This is a genomic window from Laceyella tengchongensis (assembly GCF_900182735.1).
Classification (GTDB): Bacteria; Bacillota; Bacilli; order Thermoactinomycetales; family Thermoactinomycetaceae; genus Laceyella; species Laceyella tengchongensis.
Genome location: NZ_FXTU01000012.1, coordinates 43,109 through 59,813, shown reverse-complemented (window position 1 = coordinate 59,813; position 16,705 = coordinate 43,109). Strand labels below are relative to the sequence as shown.

The 16,705-nt window shown below is 48.8% G+C and carries 12 protein-coding genes, 22 tRNA genes, 1 pseudogene and 1 riboswitch; of the genes and pseudogenes, 32 read left to right on the top strand and 3 right to left on the bottom strand.

Annotated features, from left to right (window positions below):
* Positions 1-189 precede the first annotated feature (189 nt).
* The 28 genes and pseudogenes from QQZ12_RS16220 (at position 190) to ant(6) (ending at position 10,625) form a co-directional block, all read left to right on the top strand.
* Positions 190-264 (top strand) — tRNA-Asn (locus QQZ12_RS16220).
* Positions 265-268: 4 nt separating this feature from the next.
* Positions 269-344: transfer RNA gene (locus tag QQZ12_RS16215), tRNA-Thr, on the top strand.
* 6 nt (positions 345-350) lie between these two features.
* Positions 351-427: transfer RNA gene (locus QQZ12_RS16210), tRNA-Glu, on the top strand.
* 5 nt (positions 428-432) lie between these two features.
* Positions 433-508: transfer RNA gene (locus tag QQZ12_RS16205), tRNA-Val, on the top strand.
* 6 nt (positions 509-514) lie between these two features.
* Positions 515-599 (top strand) — tRNA-Tyr (locus tag QQZ12_RS16200).
* Positions 600-610: 11 nt separating this feature from the next.
* A tRNA-Gln gene (locus QQZ12_RS16195) sits at positions 611-685 on the top strand.
* 4 nt (positions 686-689) lie between these two features.
* Positions 690-762 (top strand) — tRNA-Lys (locus QQZ12_RS16190).
* 10 nt (positions 763-772) lie between these two features.
* Positions 773-847 (top strand) — tRNA-Gly (locus QQZ12_RS16185).
* A gap of 8 nt (positions 848-855) precedes the next feature.
* A tRNA-Glu gene (locus tag QQZ12_RS16180) sits at positions 856-932 on the top strand.
* A gap of 5 nt (positions 933-937) precedes the next feature.
* Positions 938-1,013, top strand: a tRNA-Val gene (locus QQZ12_RS16175).
* Positions 1,014-1,019: 6 nt separating this feature from the next.
* Positions 1,020-1,104 (top strand) — tRNA-Tyr (locus QQZ12_RS16170).
* A gap of 11 nt (positions 1,105-1,115) precedes the next feature.
* Positions 1,116-1,190 (top strand) — tRNA-Gln (locus QQZ12_RS16165).
* Between the two features lie 4 nt (positions 1,191-1,194).
* Positions 1,195-1,267: transfer RNA gene (locus tag QQZ12_RS16160), tRNA-Lys, on the top strand.
* Positions 1,268-1,276: 9 nt separating this feature from the next.
* Positions 1,277-1,351, top strand: a tRNA-Gly gene (locus QQZ12_RS16155).
* A gap of 4 nt (positions 1,352-1,355) precedes the next feature.
* Positions 1,356-1,429 (top strand) — tRNA-Gly (locus QQZ12_RS16150).
* A 5-nt stretch (positions 1,430-1,434) separates the two neighbouring features.
* A tRNA-Asn gene (locus QQZ12_RS16145) sits at positions 1,435-1,509 on the top strand.
* 4 nt (positions 1,510-1,513) lie between these two features.
* Positions 1,514-1,589: transfer RNA gene (locus QQZ12_RS16140), tRNA-Thr, on the top strand.
* 6 nt (positions 1,590-1,595) lie between these two features.
* Positions 1,596-1,672, top strand: a tRNA-Glu gene (locus tag QQZ12_RS16135).
* A 5-nt stretch (positions 1,673-1,677) separates the two neighbouring features.
* A tRNA-Val gene (locus tag QQZ12_RS16130) sits at positions 1,678-1,753 on the top strand.
* Between the two features lie 17 nt (positions 1,754-1,770).
* A tRNA-Asp gene (locus QQZ12_RS16125) sits at positions 1,771-1,847 on the top strand.
* A gap of 7 nt (positions 1,848-1,854) precedes the next feature.
* Positions 1,855-1,927: transfer RNA gene (locus tag QQZ12_RS16120), tRNA-Lys, on the top strand.
* Positions 1,928-1,937: 10 nt separating this feature from the next.
* Positions 1,938-2,012 (top strand) — tRNA-Gly (locus tag QQZ12_RS16115).
* Between the two features lie 661 nt (positions 2,013-2,673).
* Positions 2,674-3,576 (top strand): arginase, encoded by a 903-nt coding sequence (rocF, locus tag QQZ12_RS16110; RefSeq protein ID WP_102991353.1) that lies wholly within the window; start codon positions 2,674-2,676, stop codon positions 3,574-3,576.
* Positions 3,577-4,061: 485 nt separating this feature from the next.
* Entirely contained in the window at positions 4,062-4,880 is an 819-nt protein-coding gene (cdaA, locus tag QQZ12_RS16105) for a diadenylate cyclase CdaA (RefSeq protein ID WP_022738691.1), read from the top strand.
* Complete coding sequence (locus QQZ12_RS16100) at positions 4,873-6,072, top strand: CdaR family protein (protein ID WP_102991354.1); 1,200 nt, start codon at positions 4,873-4,875, stop codon at positions 6,070-6,072. The genes cdaA and QQZ12_RS16100 overlap by 8 nt, the downstream gene beginning before the upstream one ends.
* 31 nt (positions 6,073-6,103) lie before the next feature.
* Positions 6,104-7,447 carry a phosphoglucosamine mutase gene (glmM, locus tag QQZ12_RS16095; protein ID WP_102991355.1) on the top strand — a complete coding sequence of 448 codons (1,344 nt, stop codon included), beginning with the start codon at positions 6,104-6,106 and terminating at the stop codon, positions 7,445-7,447.
* Positions 7,448-7,821: 374 nt separating this feature from the next.
* Positions 7,822-9,648 (top strand): glutamine--fructose-6-phosphate transaminase (isomerizing), encoded by a 1,827-nt coding sequence (glmS, locus tag QQZ12_RS16090; protein ID WP_102991356.1) that lies wholly within the window; start codon positions 7,822-7,824, stop codon positions 9,646-9,648.
* Positions 9,649-9,769: 121 nt separating this feature from the next.
* Positions 9,770-10,625: pseudogene (gene ant(6), locus QQZ12_RS16085) on the top strand (aminoglycoside 6-adenylyltransferase).
* 46 nt (positions 10,626-10,671) lie between these two features.
* On the opposite strand, the gene QQZ12_RS16080 reads toward ant(6), so the two are convergent.
* Positions 10,672-11,277 carry a LysE family translocator gene (locus QQZ12_RS16080; RefSeq protein ID WP_181353111.1) on the bottom strand — a complete coding sequence of 202 codons (606 nt, stop codon included), beginning with the start codon at positions 11,275-11,277 and terminating at the stop codon, positions 10,672-10,674.
* Between the two features lie 285 nt (positions 11,278-11,562).
* Positions 11,563-11,751: riboswitch (Lysine riboswitch) on the top strand.
* Positions 11,752-11,865: 114 nt separating this feature from the next.
* Here QQZ12_RS16080 and QQZ12_RS16075 point away from each other — a divergent pair.
* Positions 11,866-13,311: an amino acid permease gene (locus QQZ12_RS16075; protein ID WP_102991358.1), complete on the top strand. Its 1,446-nt coding sequence runs from the start codon at positions 11,866-11,868 to the stop codon at positions 13,309-13,311.
* A 253-nt stretch (positions 13,312-13,564) separates the two neighbouring features.
* On the opposite strand, the gene QQZ12_RS16070 is transcribed toward QQZ12_RS16075, so the two are convergent.
* Positions 13,565-14,020 carry a DUF2269 family protein gene (locus QQZ12_RS16070; RefSeq protein ID WP_102991359.1) on the bottom strand — a complete coding sequence of 152 codons (456 nt, stop codon included), beginning with the start codon at positions 14,018-14,020 and terminating at the stop codon, positions 13,565-13,567.
* 52 nt (positions 14,021-14,072) lie between these two features.
* Positions 14,073-14,360 (bottom strand): antibiotic biosynthesis monooxygenase family protein, encoded by a 288-nt coding sequence (locus QQZ12_RS16065; RefSeq protein WP_102991360.1) that lies wholly within the window; start codon positions 14,358-14,360, stop codon positions 14,073-14,075.
* A gap of 187 nt (positions 14,361-14,547) precedes the next feature.
* Between QQZ12_RS16065 and acpS the strand changes: the two genes are divergently transcribed.
* The 3 genes from acpS to QQZ12_RS16050 all read left to right on the top strand — a co-directional run bounded on the left by acpS (position 14,548) and on the right by QQZ12_RS16050 (position 16,702).
* Positions 14,548-14,931: a holo-ACP synthase gene (acpS, locus tag QQZ12_RS16060; RefSeq protein WP_054095631.1), complete on the top strand. Its 384-nt coding sequence runs from the start codon at positions 14,548-14,550 to the stop codon at positions 14,929-14,931.
* Positions 14,932-15,126: 195 nt separating this feature from the next.
* Complete coding sequence (locus QQZ12_RS16055; protein ID WP_054095632.1) at positions 15,127-16,155, top strand: LolA family protein; 1,029 nt, start codon at positions 15,127-15,129, stop codon at positions 16,153-16,155.
* Between the two features lie 118 nt (positions 16,156-16,273).
* Complete coding sequence (locus QQZ12_RS16050) at positions 16,274-16,702, top strand: hypothetical protein (RefSeq protein ID WP_054095633.1); 429 nt, start codon at positions 16,274-16,276, stop codon at positions 16,700-16,702.
* The last annotated feature ends 3 nt before the right edge of the window (positions 16,703-16,705 follow it).

The window sequence follows — 16,705 nt, the reverse complement described above, 5'->3', positions numbered from 1 at the left end:
CGTTTAGCTGACGGATACGAATCGGTCGAGGGCTTATCCTACTTCATCTCTTCATCTTGCAACACGCTTTATTCCATTCTAATTTTCAGGGTGTGAATCATTTGATTCAAACCTAAAAAATAAGGCTTGACTACTGCTTAGAATGAGTTTATAATATCTCTTGTCTCTTGAAAGAGTTTTGTTTGATATTCCTCAGTAGCTCAATGGCAGAGCAACCGGCTGTTAACCGGTAGGTTGTAGGTTCGAGTCCTACCTGAGGAGCCAACATGCTTCCTTAGCTCAGTCGGCAGAGCGCTTCCATGGTAAGGAAGAGGTCACCAGTTCGAGCCTGGTAGGAAGCTCCAGAAAATGGCCCGTTGGTGAAGCGGTTTAACACACTAGCCTTTCACGCTAGCATGCAGGGGTTCGAATCCCCTACGGGTCACCAAATGTGGACGCTTAGCTCAGCTGGGAGAGCATCTGCCTTACAAGCAGAGGGTCGGCGGTTCGATCCCGTCAGCGTCCACCATCATACGGAGGGATACCAAAGTGGCCAAATGGGGCGGACTGTAAATCCGCTGGCTTTGCCTTCGTAGGTTCGAATCCTACTCCCTCCACCATGATTACACGCTGGGGAATAGCCAAGCGGTAAGGCAACGGACTTTGACTCCGTGATGCGTAGGTTCGATCCCTACTTCCCCAGCCAACATGAGCCATTAGCTCAGTTGGTAGAGCACCTGACTTTTAATCAGGGTGTCGAAGGTTCGAGTCCTTCATGGCTCATTCTTTATATGCGGAAGTGGCTCAGGGGTAGAGCATCGCCTTGCCAAGGCGAGGGTCGCGGGTTCGAATCCCGTCTTCCGCTCCAATCTAATTGGCCCGTTGGTGAAGCGGTTTAACACACTAGCCTTTCACGCTAGCATGCAGGGGTTCGAATCCCCTACGGGTCACCAAATGCGGACGCTTAGCTCAGCTGGGAGAGCATCTGCCTTACAAGCAGAGGGTCGGCGGTTCGATCCCGTCAGCGTCCACCATCATACGGAGGGATACCAAAGTGGCCAAATGGGGCGGACTGTAAATCCGCTGGCTTTGCCTTCGTAGGTTCGAATCCTACTCCCTCCACCATGATTACACGCTGGGGAATAGCCAAGCGGTAAGGCAACGGACTTTGACTCCGTGATGCGTAGGTTCGATCCCTACTTCCCCAGCCAACATGAGCCATTAGCTCAGTTGGTAGAGCACCTGACTTTTAATCAGGGTGTCGAAGGTTCGAGTCCTTCATGGCTCACTCTTACATGCGGAAGTGGCTCAGGGGTAGAGCATCGCCTTGCCAAGGCGAGGGTCGCGGGTTCGAATCCCGTCTTCCGCTCCAAGATGCGGGTGTAGTTCAGTGGTAGAACATCGGCCTTCCAAGCCGAATGCGAGGGTTCGATTCCCTTCACCCGCTCCAAATGTTCCTCAGTAGCTCAATGGCAGAGCAACCGGCTGTTAACCGGTAGGTTGTAGGTTCGAGTCCTACCTGAGGAGCCAACATGCTTCCTTAGCTCAGTCGGCAGAGCGCTTCCATGGTAAGGAAGAGGTCACCAGTTCGAGCCTGGTAGGAAGCTCCAGAAAATGGCCCGTTGGTGAAGCGGTTTAACACACTAGCCTTTCACGCTAGCATGCAGGGGTTCGAATCCCCTACGGGTCACCAAATGTGGACGCTTAGCTCAGCTGGGAGAGCATCTGCCTTACAAGCAGAGGGTCGGCGGTTCGATCCCGTCAGCGTCCACCAGGATTGTTTTTCTTTGCGGAGCTGTGGTGTAGAGGCCTAACATGCCTGCCTGTCACGCAGGAGATCGCGGGTTCGAATCCCGTCAGCTCCGCCAGTTATTTGAGCCATTAGCTCAGTTGGTAGAGCACCTGACTTTTAATCAGGGTGTCGAAGGTTCGAGTCCTTCATGGCTCACTCTTTATATGCGGAAGTGGCTCAGGGGTAGAGCATCGCCTTGCCAAGGCGAGGGTCGCGGGTTCGAATCCCGTCTTCCGCTCCAAATTTTATTAAGCAAAACCTCCAGTTATCTGGAGGTTTTTTTGTTTTTACGGCTCTTTGCTAAAGCCACTTTCCTAATTGTAAAGGACGGCTTGATTTTCTTTGCAAGCTTTTATTTTTGCATACACGGTGGGGCATAATATGAGTGTGAATGAAGTGGTGAATGGTGGCAACAAGATGGCAAATGAGGCGTTTGAAGGTAGCAGGATGTGGTTTGTCCTATCCCCAGGTCTCACTGTGCTGTGGCGTTAGCTGGTAGCTTGTATGTTCATCGGTTTACCATGGGGATTTACTGTACATGGGCCATGATGTCTGTAGACTGAGGCATAATATCCCCTTGGTTAATTTTCATATCTCTGTTGGCTTTCCATGGTTCGCCAGAGATGTTGTACTTAAATTGGAAAATAGTGGTTTGATATGCCATGCAAAGTAACTCGGATCAGGCATTAAAAGTTTTATGTAAGATTAAAACATTTTTGAGAAACTAAGGGTTGCACCTTTTCATACAAGGTCATAAATAGGTTGAAAATTCCTGATTGAATATACTATAAAATGAATAATTATTACAATATTGTTTGTTATAACTAAAATATTTTTGTTAGTAAACTATTCTCTGTGATACAATGGTATCGCCTAGTCTGTATAGAAAAGGGGATATAGCAATGGAAAAAAAGCCGATTTCAATTATTGGGATGCCAATGGACTTAGGACAGGGGCGCCGCGGTGTGGACATGGGTCCGAGCGCCATCCGCTATGCTTCCGCACAATCCTTGTTGGAGGGATTGGGTTATGAAGTGGAAGATATCGGGGATATTTCTGTTCCCAGCCCTGAGTCGATTCAAATCGGTAACCCCAAATTAAAATATTTGACTGAAATTAAGGACGTATGTGAAAAGTTATCAGAGACGGTTTCTAGTGTCGTAGAAAGAAAGCGTTTTCCTTTGGTGTTTGGCGGTGACCATAGCATGGCGATCGGAACCATTGCAGGGGTGGCTAAACATTACAACAACATGGGTTTGATTTGGTTTGACGCCCATGGCGATTTGAATACCGGGAAAACATCTCCCTCAGGAAATATCCATGGCATGTCCTTGGCGGTTAGCTTGGGAATTGGTGATCCCGATTTGGTGAACATCAGTGGATATGCGCCCAAAGTGCGACCGGAGAACACCGTGATCATCGGTGCGCGGGAGCTGGACCCTGGCGAGAAGGAATTGATTGCTCAGTTGGGAATCAAAGTGTTTACGATGCATGAAATCGATCGGTTAGGCATGGCGCGGGTGATGGATGAAGCGATTGGTATCGTCTCCCATGATACAGATGGCGTCCATCTCAGCTTAGACTTAGATGGCTTGGATCCGAAAGATGCACCTGGTGTGGGCACCCCGGTACCGGGAGGTATCACATACCGTGAGAGCCATTTGGCGATGGAGATGTTGGCGGAAGCGGGGATTCTCACTTCTGCGGAGTTTGTTGAAGTGAACCCGATTCTGGATCGCGAAAACCAAACGGCGAAAGTAGCGGTGGCGCTGATGGGTTCTGTTTTCGGTCAAAAAGTGCTATAAGTGGTTATATGATGTTACAGTCAAAACGCAACCTCATGGCAGGTTGTGTTTTTTTGTGGCTTTTGCTCAATGGATTTTTATGCGCTTAAAAAAGCCCTTTTATTTAGAATGTTATTAAAATACCGAGTGTCTTTGGGATCATGTCATGTGCGCCTTATTCATGTTGTCTCTAGGGCGTGTCCGATGAATAGGCCAGCGGCTACAAAACTATTTTCTCATTCGCTTCACTTGTGCATCGGCGCTCCTCGAGAAAAGGTTTTTCCGCCGCTTCTTCTTCACCAACTTGATTTGCCAGACACACCCTAGACAGAGTGAATGCTAAGGCTTTTACATGAGAGCTTGGTGGAAGAAACAATTGATTATGGAAATGGGCACCATTTTTATAGACATTTCTTTTTTCGGTCTTTTCCCCCATAATGAAAGAGGGTAAAAACAGCACTCGATGTAGCATAATACACAAGAGATGGACGTGATGGAGGGTTGGAATGCAGATAGAGGGTGTAACGAGTTATCTCAATGATATTGTAGATATATTAATTGTCAGTTATATCATTTACCACCTTTTGATGTTGCTCAGGGGAACCAGAGCGGTTCAACTATTAAAAGGGATTAGTGTCCTTTTATTAATCTGGTTGATGAGCAACCTGTTCCATTTGGCCACGTTGCAATGGCTGATTGAGAACCTGTTTTCTGTTGGGGTGATCGCAGTGATGATCATCTTTCAGCCGGAGTTGCGACGTGCTTTGGAGCAGTTGGGCCGGGGTGGCATTTTTGGCCGCACCAGTCAGATTGAAGATCAGATGGCGGCGATGGTGGTGGGTGAAGTCTCCCGTGCTGTTTCTTTTTTGTCTAAGCGGAAAATTGGCGGGCTCATCGCCATTGAACGGCAGACCGGCTTAAGTGATTATATTGAAACCGGCACGGTAATCGAGGCAAAATTGAGTTCGGAACTGCTGAAAAATATCTTTTTTCCAAACACGCCCTTGCATGATGGAGCGGTGGTGATTCGTCATGATCGGCTCATGGCTGCGGGATGTTATTTGCCATTATCTGAAAATCCTTTCATCAGTAAAGAGCTTGGCACCCGCCACCGCGCAGGGATCGGCTTGAGCGAAATTTCTGATGCGGTGATGGTGATTGTCTCTGAGGAAACGGGGCAAATTTCCTTGGCGTTAATGGGGCAATTGGAAAGGGATATCAGTGAAGAACAGTTAGTGTCCCGTTTATATGAAGAGCTGAAACCACCTGAAAAAAGTCCGGTCTTTTGGCTGCGCAGGGAGAAGGAGGCAAAACGGCATGAATAACTGGGTGCAAAATGATATGTTGTTGCGCGTGGTTTCAGTAGCCTTGGCGGTCATGCTGTGGGGTTCTGTTACCGATGCGACCTTCACTGCTCCTACGGATGGAGACCGCACGCAGATTCGGGACATTTCAGTTGCCGTGAAATATGACAAAAACCGCTATGAATTGGTGGAGCAGCCGCAAAAGGTGATGCTGACTCTGTATGGCAATGATGCTCAGCTGGAGCGCTTCCCTAGTACATACCAAGTGTTTGTCGATGCGAGAAATGTGGGAGCAGGAACACATTCGTTGCCGGTGCGGGTGGAGGGGTTGCCCAAGGGGATTACCAAACAGGTGGAACCGAAAGAAGTAGAGGTTCATCTGGAAGAAAAAGTGCAAAAAGAGATGATGGTGCGGGCGGAGTTTGTCGGTGATGTGCCAGATGGGTTCAAAGTGAGCCAACCGATTATCAACCCTTCCAAGGTATTGGTTCGCGGATCGGAGTCTACTCTCGAACGAGTCACATCGGTGAAGGTCATGATTCATTTAAACAAACAAGAACAATCGTTTGACAAACAGTTACGGGTTCAGGCTTACGGCGAATCAGGCGTTCTGCAGCAGGTGGATGTGAATCCCGAAGCGGTTCATGTGCAAGTGCCGATCAATATCCCCAATAAAGAAGTACCACTTCAAGTGGGAGTGGAAAAGGGACCGCCGCCCGGTTACGCAGTGGAGGAAATTACCACCAATGTGAACAAAGTGACTGTATACGGCCCGGAAGATTATCTGGAAGACTTGCAGGTTTATAGCGGGCCTAAGCTGGATTTGAGCAAAGTGAAACGGGATCAGACGATTCTGGCTCCCATTCCTGTTCAGGATGGCGCCATAAAAGTGGAACCCAAACAGGTAGAAATCTATGTTAAAATGGTTCGTGCTGAGACTAAAATATTTAAAGAGATTCCCATAGAGCTGACCGGTCTCAGGGAAGGGGCCACAGCGGAAATCATCTCACCGGCGGGTGGTAAACTGAACGTCACCCTTTCCGGATCGCCTGCACAACTGGCAAAATTGAATCATACAGACATAAAAACGCTGGTCGATGTATCCAATTTACCTGTAGGGACTCATGAAGTGCCGATCCAATTCATATTGCCTTCATATGTCGAGGTGGTTGGGCAACCAGAACCAAAAGCAAAAATCAAAATTGCTGAATAAGGGTTTGGTTTGTTAACGAGGAGGAGAAAACATGGGTAAATATTTTGGAACCGATGGGGTTAGGGGAGTAGCCAATCAACAGTTAACTCCGGAATTGGCTTTCCGCCTGGGACGTTGTGGTGCCTATGTGTTGACAAAAGGAAAACAGCGTCCCAAGATCGTCATCGGTCGTGACACTCGCCTGTCGGGCGAAATGCTGGAAGCTTCCCTGATGGCTGGCATGCTGTCGATGGGTTGCGATGTCGTCCGTTTGGGAGTGGTGAGCACCCCGGGCGTGGCATTTCTCACGCGTCATTTGGAGGCGGATGCTGGTGTGATGATTTCCGCTTCCCATAATCCGTTTGAAGATAACGGCATCAAATTTTTTGGTGCGGATGGTTATAAATTGCTGGATGAAGTCGAAGCCGAAATCGAGCAATTGTTGGACGCAAAAGAGGATGAGTTACCGCGTCCAGCAGGCGACCAAATCGGGCGTATTACGGATGACCGCGATGCGGTGAAGGCGTATTTGGAGCACTTGAAGTCGACCATCGACACTGATTTGTGTGGTATGCACATTGTGGTGGACTGTGCGAATGGTGCGGCTTATGAATTGGCGCCGCATCTTTTGCGTGATTTGGGAGCGGATGTGACGGCGATGAGTGTCCATCCGGACGGGACCAACATCAATGTGGACTGCGGTTCGACCCATCCGGAACGGTTGCGCCAAGAGGTGTTGAACAAACAAGCACATCTTGGCTTGGCGTTTGACGGTGATGCTGACCGCCTCATTGCTGTGGATGAAAAAGGCAACCTGATCGATGGGGACATGATCATGTCCATCTGCGCCGGGTATATGAAAGAAAAAGGCGAGTTGAACGGAAATACCGTTGTTACCACCGTCATGAGCAATATCGGCTTTTTCAAAGCCATGGATGAGTTAGGTATTAAGACCGAGCGCACAAAAGTGGGAGACCGATACGTGATGGAGAAGATGCGAGAGGGCGGATACAACCTGGGTGGAGAACAATCCGGCCACATCATTTTCTTGAATCACAACACCACGGGTGACGGGATGTTGACAGCAGTCCAATTGTTGCGCGTGGTGAAGGATAAAGCCCAAACCCTCAGCGATTTGGCCCGTGTCATGAAGCAATATCCGCAAGTGTTGGTTAATGTGCGCGTGCATTCCAAAGAAGGTTGGGAGCAAAACGAAGCGATTCAAAATAGCATTCGCGAAGTGGAAAAGCAGCTGGGCAACGATGGCCGCGTATTGGTGCGGGCATCGGGAACCGAACCGCTTATCCGTGTGATGGCGGAAGGTCCAGATGAACAAATTGTGAAAAATCATGTGGAGAAAATAGCTGATGTCGTTAGGAATCAGCTGGGTTCGTAAGATAAATGCATTATTAGGCGGCATTTTGGCGGAAATGCCGCCCTTTACATTTTGTTTCTTTTGGAATAACATGAATACATCCCTTTGTTTTTATGTTCAATGCATGGACATAGAAACAAAGGCCTTTGATTTTATGTTGTCAAGCGCCAGGACTGTGGCATGGACGTAGCGCCGCAGTTGACGAGGTGGAGGCATATCGAATTTTCGGCGGATACCTCCCGGCTTCGCATCAGAGCCGCGGAACTGAGGGACAAACCAATGGGGTGACTCATTGTACAAAACTCTCGGTATGATGCGTGAACGGACTTAGGGAACAATAAATAGAGAATTGATGCAACACCATCAAACCATTCTTTTAGGGGGTACAATTTAATATGTGCGGAATCGTGGGTTACATTGGTGAAAAGCAGGCTCAGTCCATTTTGCTGGAAGGACTCAGCAAGCTTGAGTACCGTGGGTATGACTCTGCAGGGTTGGCTGTATACAATGGCGAGACGATCAAGGTCAATAAAGCCAAAGGCCGACTGGCCAATCTGGAAGAGCGGTTGGCTGTAGAATCCCTGCCAGGCGTGCTGGGGATCGGACACACTCGTTGGGCAACCCATGGAAAGCCATCTGATGAGAACTCGCATCCTCATGTGGACATGGCGGGACGGTTTGCCATTGTTCACAACGGGATTATCGAGAATTACATCGAGCTGAAAGAAGAGCTGATGGCAAAAGGGCATGTTTTCACCTCTGAAACGGACACCGAGGTCGTGGCAAAGCTTTTGGCCGAACTGTGGGACGGTGATCTCGTCTCCACCGTGCAAAAAGCAGTTGCCCGTTTGGAAGGGGCCTACGCACTTGGCGTAATCAGCGAGTATGAGCCAGATAAGCTGGTTGCGGTCCGCTATGCAAGCCCGCTGGTTGTGGGAGTGGGCGACGGGGAGAATTTCATCGCTTCGGATATTCCGGCGATCTTAAAACACACCCGTGATGTGTACATCTTGGAAGATGGCGAAATGGCCATCTTGAAGCCGGATAGCGTGACGTTGATGCGCGTCGATGGCACGCCGGTTGAGCGGGAAACGATGAAAGTAAACTGGGATATCGCCACTGCGGAAAAAGGCGGATATGACCACTTCATGATGAAAGAGATCCATGAGCAACCCAAAGCGATTCGCGATACGTTGAGTGGACGGGTAAAAGACGGAGTGGTTGACCTGTCGCAAGAGATTAGCTTGACGAAGGAGCAGATCAAAGGCATTGAGAAAATCCACTTTGTCGCTTGCGGTACGGCTTACCATGCGGGATTGGTTGGCAAGACGGTATTGGAAGAGTTGGCTCGCATCCCGGTTGAATGTGATGTAGCATCTGAGTACCGCTACCGCAACCCGATTATCACGGATAAAACCCTGGTGGTAGTGGTGAGCCAGTCTGGTGAGACGGCTGATACGCTGGCGGCGTTGCGTGAGGCCAAAAAACAAGGCGCACGCGTCATCGCGATCACCAATGTGGTCGGTTCCAGCGTGGCCCGTGAAGCCGATGATGTGATCATCACTTGGGCAGGACCGGAGATTGCGGTCGCTTCAACCAAAGCATACACATCGCAATTGATTGCCATCTACCTGTTGGGCCTCTATTTGGCTCAAGTGCGGGGACCGAAAACAGCGGAGCAATTGAGTGAGATCGTCAACCACTTGATGGCTCTTTCCACTCAGGCGGAAGATGTGCTCAAGCAAGAAAAACAGATTGCCCAGTTTGCTCGCAGCATGGCGAAAAACGAGCATCTTTTCTTCTTGGGCCGGGGCTTGGATTATGCCGTAGCGCTGGAAGGCTCGCTCAAGCTGAAGGAGATTTCTTACATTCATTCTGAAGCGTATGCCGCAGGTGAGTTGAAGCACGGTACCTTGGCGTTGATTGAGGAAGGCATTCCGGTGGTGGCACTCGCAACGCAACATGCGGTGTATGATAAAATGGTAAGCAACATTCAAGAGGTGAAAGCACGCGGAGCCCATGTGCTGGGACTTGCGACAGAAGGGGACAGCGAGTTGCGGAAAACGGTGGATGAAGTGATCCACATCCCCAAAACGATTGACCTCTTGACACCGGTGCTGACAGTGATCCCGTTGCAATTGTTCGCCTACTACGCTTGCGTGGAGCGCGGTTACGATGTGGATAAACCACGTAACCTGGCGAAAAGTGTGACGGTCGAATAATAGAAAATGATGAATCAATGCACCCCTTCAGATATGAATATCTGAAGGGGTGTTTTTTTATGGAGATCGAACATGCTGTGTTATGTTGGCATCATGATAACGATGAGCAAGGGGGAGCACCATGAGAAGCGAACAAGAAATGATGCAGATGCTGATCGATTTTGCTGTACATGACCAGCGCATCCGCTTGGTCACGCTGGAAGGTTTGCGCACCAACAAGAACATTCGACCGGATAAATTTCAGGATTATGATATCTCCTATTTCGTCACCGATCTTGACTCATTTAAAGAGAATGATTTGTGGCTGGATGCATTCGGTCATCGTCTGTTTATGCAAAAGCCAGAAGACATGGAGCTTTTCCCGCCGGAGTTGGGCAATTGGTTTTCGTATCTCATCTTATTTGATGATGGCATTAAGCTAGATCTCACCCTGATTCCGTTGGCAGAAGTGGAAGAGTATTTTGCCGATAGCGACGGCTTGGTGCAAGTCCTCCTTGATAAAGATGGTCTGGTCAAACAGGAAGTGGTGGCCAGCGACAGGCAATATTGGATTAAAAAACCGACCGCAAGGGAGTTTGATGATTGTTGCAATGAGTATTGGTGGGTTTCCACATATATTGTGAAAGGTGTGGCGAGAAAGGAAATCCTGTTTGCTATCGACCACTTAAATGAGAATGGAAAACCCAATTTGATTGCGGATGATGTCTTGGCATATTGGGTCTGAGCAAGGTTTTTCTTTCAGTTTGGGGAAAAATTATAAATTTATAGAGCGCTATCTGCCCGAACAAGATTGTCAAAAGTTGTTGTCCACCTATTCTGAGAACAGTTACGAAAACATGTGGCAATCGCTATTCACTTGTCACGAGCTGTTTAGAAAATATGCCAAAGCCGTGTCAAAAAACCTTGGATATCCTTATCCCAATTATGATGAAGTGATTACCAAGTATACAGAGGAAATCTATCATTCTTTGAACTGATCGCGTTGATAAAGGGGTTCATCTTGAGCGAGTGGATCGTTGAGGCTTATCCGCTGAAAATGAAGTGGCTTACACCCCGGATGAGGAAGCTGGCGCCATAGACGGCTAAGAGCAGGCTCGCTCCCCTCATGAAGATTTGTAGGAGGGTGGGTTTGACAAAATGACGGCAATGGCTAACCGCAAAGGAGAGCAAGGAGTTCCACAGACAGGAGCCGAGCAGAAGCCAAGCAAAAGCGGACCAGATGAAGTCAATGGATTGTTGACTGATGCTGCTGTAGATGCCAAGCCAGGACAACAGGTCGCTGGGATTGATCAAGCCAAGACAAAATCCTTTCATCATCGCTGAAACCGGATCGGGAAAGGAAACGGAAAGCAACGAGATCGTCATGTTGGAACGCAGGCCCAATTGAATGAGGAAAAGGCCGCCGATGATGGAGAAGATGGCACGTACCCATTCATGCGCAAGCCAATCTGACAACCCATACAACAGAATCAGCATGAAAAACAGATTGGAAAAAACGTCACCCAATCCCACTAGCCATGACAAATAAAATCCCCGATTCATGCCGAGTTTGATCATCTCCAGATTGGCCGGTCCGACAGGGGTGGACAAGGCCAAACCCAGCAGCAAGAAATGAAACCAACTTTCCATCGGCGTTTCTCCCATCCGCTTCGCTTGATTGAACTACTACATGGTATGCTTTTACGTGCCGGGACTTGCCTTTAATAGTATCCTCAGAAAACAGGATGCAAGCTTGGTAAGCTTTCAATGCCGCTTTTTCACTTGCGGAACAAATAAGCGAGACGTCTGGTTGAGTTAATTAAATGGTTTTAGTATGTTTTACCTGTATATTAACATTGAAAAATGACTAAGGTTAGCTTATACTCGTTACATACGAACCAGAAATCGAATAGGTAAACCCTCATCGGATCTCTTCGGTGAGGTAGAGGTCGCGGTTTTTATGAGTAGTTGATTGGAGACACAGAGAAGTCGGCGAAAATCAATGAAAGGAAAGACCGCCGAAGCTTCATTGTGTTCTCTGATCAGTGAGGCTGGGGCTGTGCTCGAATAGGGGCAGCACTGTCACATTTGCCTGCCAAGCAAATGTGTTGCGCTATCTTGCGGGGATTTGGTGTGAGTATGGTAATATGCCGTCCAAATCAGGTGCATCGTCATTGGGCGGTATTTTTATTATCCTGACCACCTCGCCATACTATAACAGTAGAGAGGTGTTTTTTCATGAGCAGAGGAAAATCGGGTGGCGATTTGAAACGCGACTTAAAAGCCAGGCATCTGATGATGATTGCCATCGGCGGCTCCATCGGGACAGGGGTCTTTTTGGCCAGCGGCTCCGCGATTCAACAAGCGGGCCCTGGAGGGGCGTTGGTCGCATACATGGCCATTGGTATGATGGTGTACTTCTTGATGACCAGCCTGGGGGAGTTGGCCACCTATATGCCAGTCTCCGGCTCCTTCAGCACATATGCCAGCCGTTTTGTTGACCCGGCCTTCGGTTTCGCTTTGGGTTGGAATTATTGGTACAATTGGGCGATCACCATTGCAGTGGAATTGTCGGCAGGCTCGATTATCATGAAATATTGGTTCCCTGATTCGCCTGCCATCTTATGGAGTGCGTTGTTTCTGGTGCTGATGTTCGCCTTGAATGCGTTATCGGTCAAAGGATATGGTGAATCGGAGTATTGGTTTTCCTTCATCAAAGTGGCAACAGTTATCATTTTTATTGTGGTCGGTTTGTTGATGATTGTCGGCATTCTGGGTGGACAAGCCGTCGGCACCAAGAACTGGACGGTGGGAGAGGCACCATTTAGCGGCGGGTTGATGGGGATCATCAGCGTATTTATGATTGCTGGTTTTTCATTCCAAGGGACGGAACTGGTCGGCGTGGCCGCGGGAGAGAGTGAGAACCCAAGCAAAAACGTGCCGCGGGCGATTCGGCAAGTGTTTTGGCGGATCTTGTTGTTCTATGGTTTGGCGATTTTGGTGATTGGCACGATTCTCCCGTATACGCATCCGAACTTAGCCGGCGGAGATGTAGATGCTATCGCCAAAAGCCCGTTCACACTGGTGTTTGAACGCGCTGGTTTCGCCTTTGCCGCTTCCGTGATGAATGCGGTGATATTGACGTCTGTTTTGTCCGCTGGCAACTCGGGGATGTACGCTTCCACAAGGATGTTGTGGATGTTGGCTAAAGAAGGGAAGGCGCCGAAGATTTTTGCCAGACTGACGAAAAATGGCGTACCGATTTATGCTTTGTTGGCTACGGCGTTGATCGGGGGATTGGCTTTCCTCGCTTCGTTGGTTGGGGAAGGGACGATCTACATTTGGTTGCTGAACGCTTCCGGCTTGACCGGGTTTATCGCATGGCTGGGAATTGCGATCAGTCACTACCGTTTCCGCCGCGCCTATGTGCGTCAAGGAAGGGACTTGGCCGACCTGCCATACAAAGCCAAATGGTTCCCGTTTGGGCCGTTGTTTGCTTTCACCCTCTGCTTGATCGTAATTGTGGGACAAAACTACCAAGCATTGTTGGGACAAACGATTGACTGGTATGGGCTGTTGGTTTCATATATCGGTATTCCTGTGTTCTTGGCCTTTTATCTCGGTTATAAATGGACGAAGAAAACCAAGCTCATTCCATTGGAAAAATGCGTGTTGGATGATTGATTAGACCAGCTACACACGACAGGATGATGATAACAACCCCGGTGCGAACGACGAGTTCCGCTGGGGTTTTTTTGTAAGCGGACTAGGGAGGAGAGGGTTGTAGGAACGAAAGGGATGGCAAAGGGATCGACGCAAGAATGATAGAACCTTCCTTGATTGATATTGCGTATATAGAGGAATGACTGGACGTCTGCCCTGTTTCTAGCAGCAAATAAAAGCTTCATGACCAAATGGCCATGAAGCTTTTGCTGGCTTATGCCAATTTGACGGTGGCGAAGAAGATCAGCACCGCCATCAGCAATAGTGAAATATTGAGCAACATGATGTAACGCTTGATGATGGACTGCGCCTTTGCGCTCTCGATGCCGCTGGCTTGCACTTGGTTCAGCGCCTTGCGGCCGTAAATGACGACAAACAAGATGAACAAAAGGACAACCACGCTACCGAAACGCTCTTTGACGATCAGCCACAGCGGCTTCTCGCCGTCTACTTGCATCAGCATGTACATACCAGTGATCAGGGACAACACTGCACTGGGCATAAACATGGTCATATTCCAGCGTTGGGCGCGATTCAATGCGTGCGACATGGTGTCGAGGTTGTTGGAGCGAGTCGCGTCACGCAACACCATGGCCATCAGGCTGATGCCGCCAAACCAAGTGGCGACGAACAGAACATGCAAAAATTTAACAACTAATCCTGCAGTCATGAAGAAAGTCACTCCTTGTAAGTCATTTGGTATTGAATGAGCGCGGGTAAGGTTATGTTATCCTTACATGATAACTGCTCAGCTCAGGCCGGTTGGCTTCACCGGTACGTCCGCCGTGAGCGCGCTTAAAGTGGTCGCTTTCCACCCATGCGCGATAATCTTCTTTGGATTTGAAAACGGTTTCCACAAGGACATGGGAACCATCTTCCGCCTCCAACAAACGAAACGAGACGAAACCGGGAACCCTGCTCATCGATTCGGGCGCGTTGCTGAAACGTTCCCGCAACATCGCCAGATGCTCAGGGGATGTGATGTTGATGCGGTTATTCACCTGATACATGGAGAAGCCTCCTCATCAAACCATATTCCTTATCTACTATACCATTAATTTACCGTTGGGAAGACCGTAAAAAAACGGATGTCAACTCCACAGGGCGGTTGGTGATCTCTTTTTCGTTGTGTTATGCTCTTTTTGATAATCAGCGGGCTATTTGCTGTGGGCTTGCTCTGATTGAGAGGTGAAGCAAGTGATTTGGGGGATTGGAACCGACATCGTCGAGTTGGAACGCATTGAGCGATTGGGTTGTGAACGGCTGGCCAGTCGTATCTTGACTGCGGAGGAATGGGCGAGAATGCCTGAACAGCCACGTCGCTGTTTGGAATATGTTGCGGGGCGGTTTGCCGCCAAAGAAGCGATTTCCAAAGCATTGGGGACGGGGATTGGCGGTGTTTGTTCGTTTCAGGATATTGAAGTGGTGAATGACGGACATGGGAAGCCATTTGTCATTTTGTCGGAGGCGGTGGTTCAGCGCGTGTTCCCAGAAGGGACGGCCACTGTGCATTTGTCTATTTCGCACAGCACGCATTACGCGCTAGCAATGGCTGTGGTCGAGCGGGTGGATAAAGCATAACTGTCCATAGGGGGACATACATATATAACGCGGTTAGGAGGGACAAACAGCCGCGGGAGAATGTTGCCGAGAGGGCGGGAATGCTGCCATCACTCCGTCGATCCATATATGTGTTGCAATGTGTAGCTTCTTCCAGAAAAACGGTCCCCTGCTAACCGACACATTTCCCGGGAAATTGACGAAAGGGAGGATCTTATGTGTCGGAAAGTCTGGCTAAGTCTGATAGTCATTGCATTGGCATTGAGCATGGCCGGATGCGGCGTCAAAGACGCTAAGGAAGTCGTGAGCGACTTATCCAAGCGTTCGGAAGAGATGGAGTCTTATGTTAGCCATGGGAAAATGACGATCCGCTCTGGCAAAGAACCGCAACTATACGATATAGAGGTGTGGTACAAGAAGCCGCATTTTTTCCGCGTGGCGATCAAAAACATGAAAAAAGGGATTACCCAGATCTTGTTGCGCAATGAAGAAGGGGTGTATGTGCTGACGCCGCACCTCAAAAAGAGTTTCCGGTTCCAAAGTGACTGGCCTTATTCGGGTGGGCAGGTTTATCTTTATCAAACAGTCATTCAAAGCATTATCGATGATAATGAGCGCACTTTTCGCGCCGGGAAAAAACAATACCAATTTGAAGTGGTTGCCAAATATCCTTTTAACCAACATGCTAACAAGCAGCGGATCTGGTTGGATCACAAGTTGAACCCCCATAAAGTGGCGGTGTTGAGCGAATCGAACGAAGAGTTGATCAAGGTGGAGTTTGACCGGTTTAAAGAAGGCGCATCCTTTGACAAAGACGCGTTTGACATGAAACGCAACTTGGAGAAATTACCCCAGGATTCCAAAACTTCGTTGGCAGCGATGGCCAAACCTTCTGCCAAACAAAAAGAGATTGAAGCCGTATTGCCTGAATACATTCCCCAGGGAACCCGCCTGCAAAGCGAGCGAACCATTCAAACGCCACAAGGGCCGGTGGTGGTGATGCGTTTCAAAGGAGACAAATCATTCACGCTGACTGAGCGGCATCCACAAGCGTTGGAAGCAGGATTACCCCTGATGGGCAAACCGGTGGAATTGGCGGAGACCGTGGGCGTGTTGCTGGAGATGGGAGAACGGAAGCGGCTCACATGGACGGAAGGCGGCGTCGATTATGAATTAATTGGCAATCTGTCTTTGGATGAGCTCGTGCAAATCGCAAACTCTACGTACAATCAGTCATCCAAATAATGAAACAAATGGACTGCCGCCTGGAGGTCGTCCATTTTTTTGTCCGTATATCCGCCGAATCTCTGGTATAATACAGATTAGTTGTGGAAATGACTTGCTAAAAGGATGAGGTTAAAGGATGGCGAAACAGGCACTGATCGTGGAGAAATCCAAGTACCCAACGTTGCTGTACCGGAAAAACGGCGTGCTCAAATTGCTGGAGTCGGGATTTTTTGCAATCGGCTTGTTGCTCGTGTTAAGCGTTTTTCCGTTTCGGAGCCCGGGATTTGTTGTCGGGATGGTTCTTTCGGCGGTGTTTGCGATGCTCATCGTGCCCATTTTGTACTTGATATGGGCGAAACCAAGCTATGAACTGTACCAAGATCGTTTGCTGGCCAAAGTGGGAACCAAAGAGGAAACCATTTGGCTCCATGAGATAGAGAAAGAGTATGATTTGCCTTATATGATCAGAGTCAAAGGGAAAAGATTCCCTTTGTTGGTCAGTGACGCATTTTTAAAAGAACTCAATATCCAGTTGGAAGTGGTGCGACGTGGTTGGAAAAAGTGATAG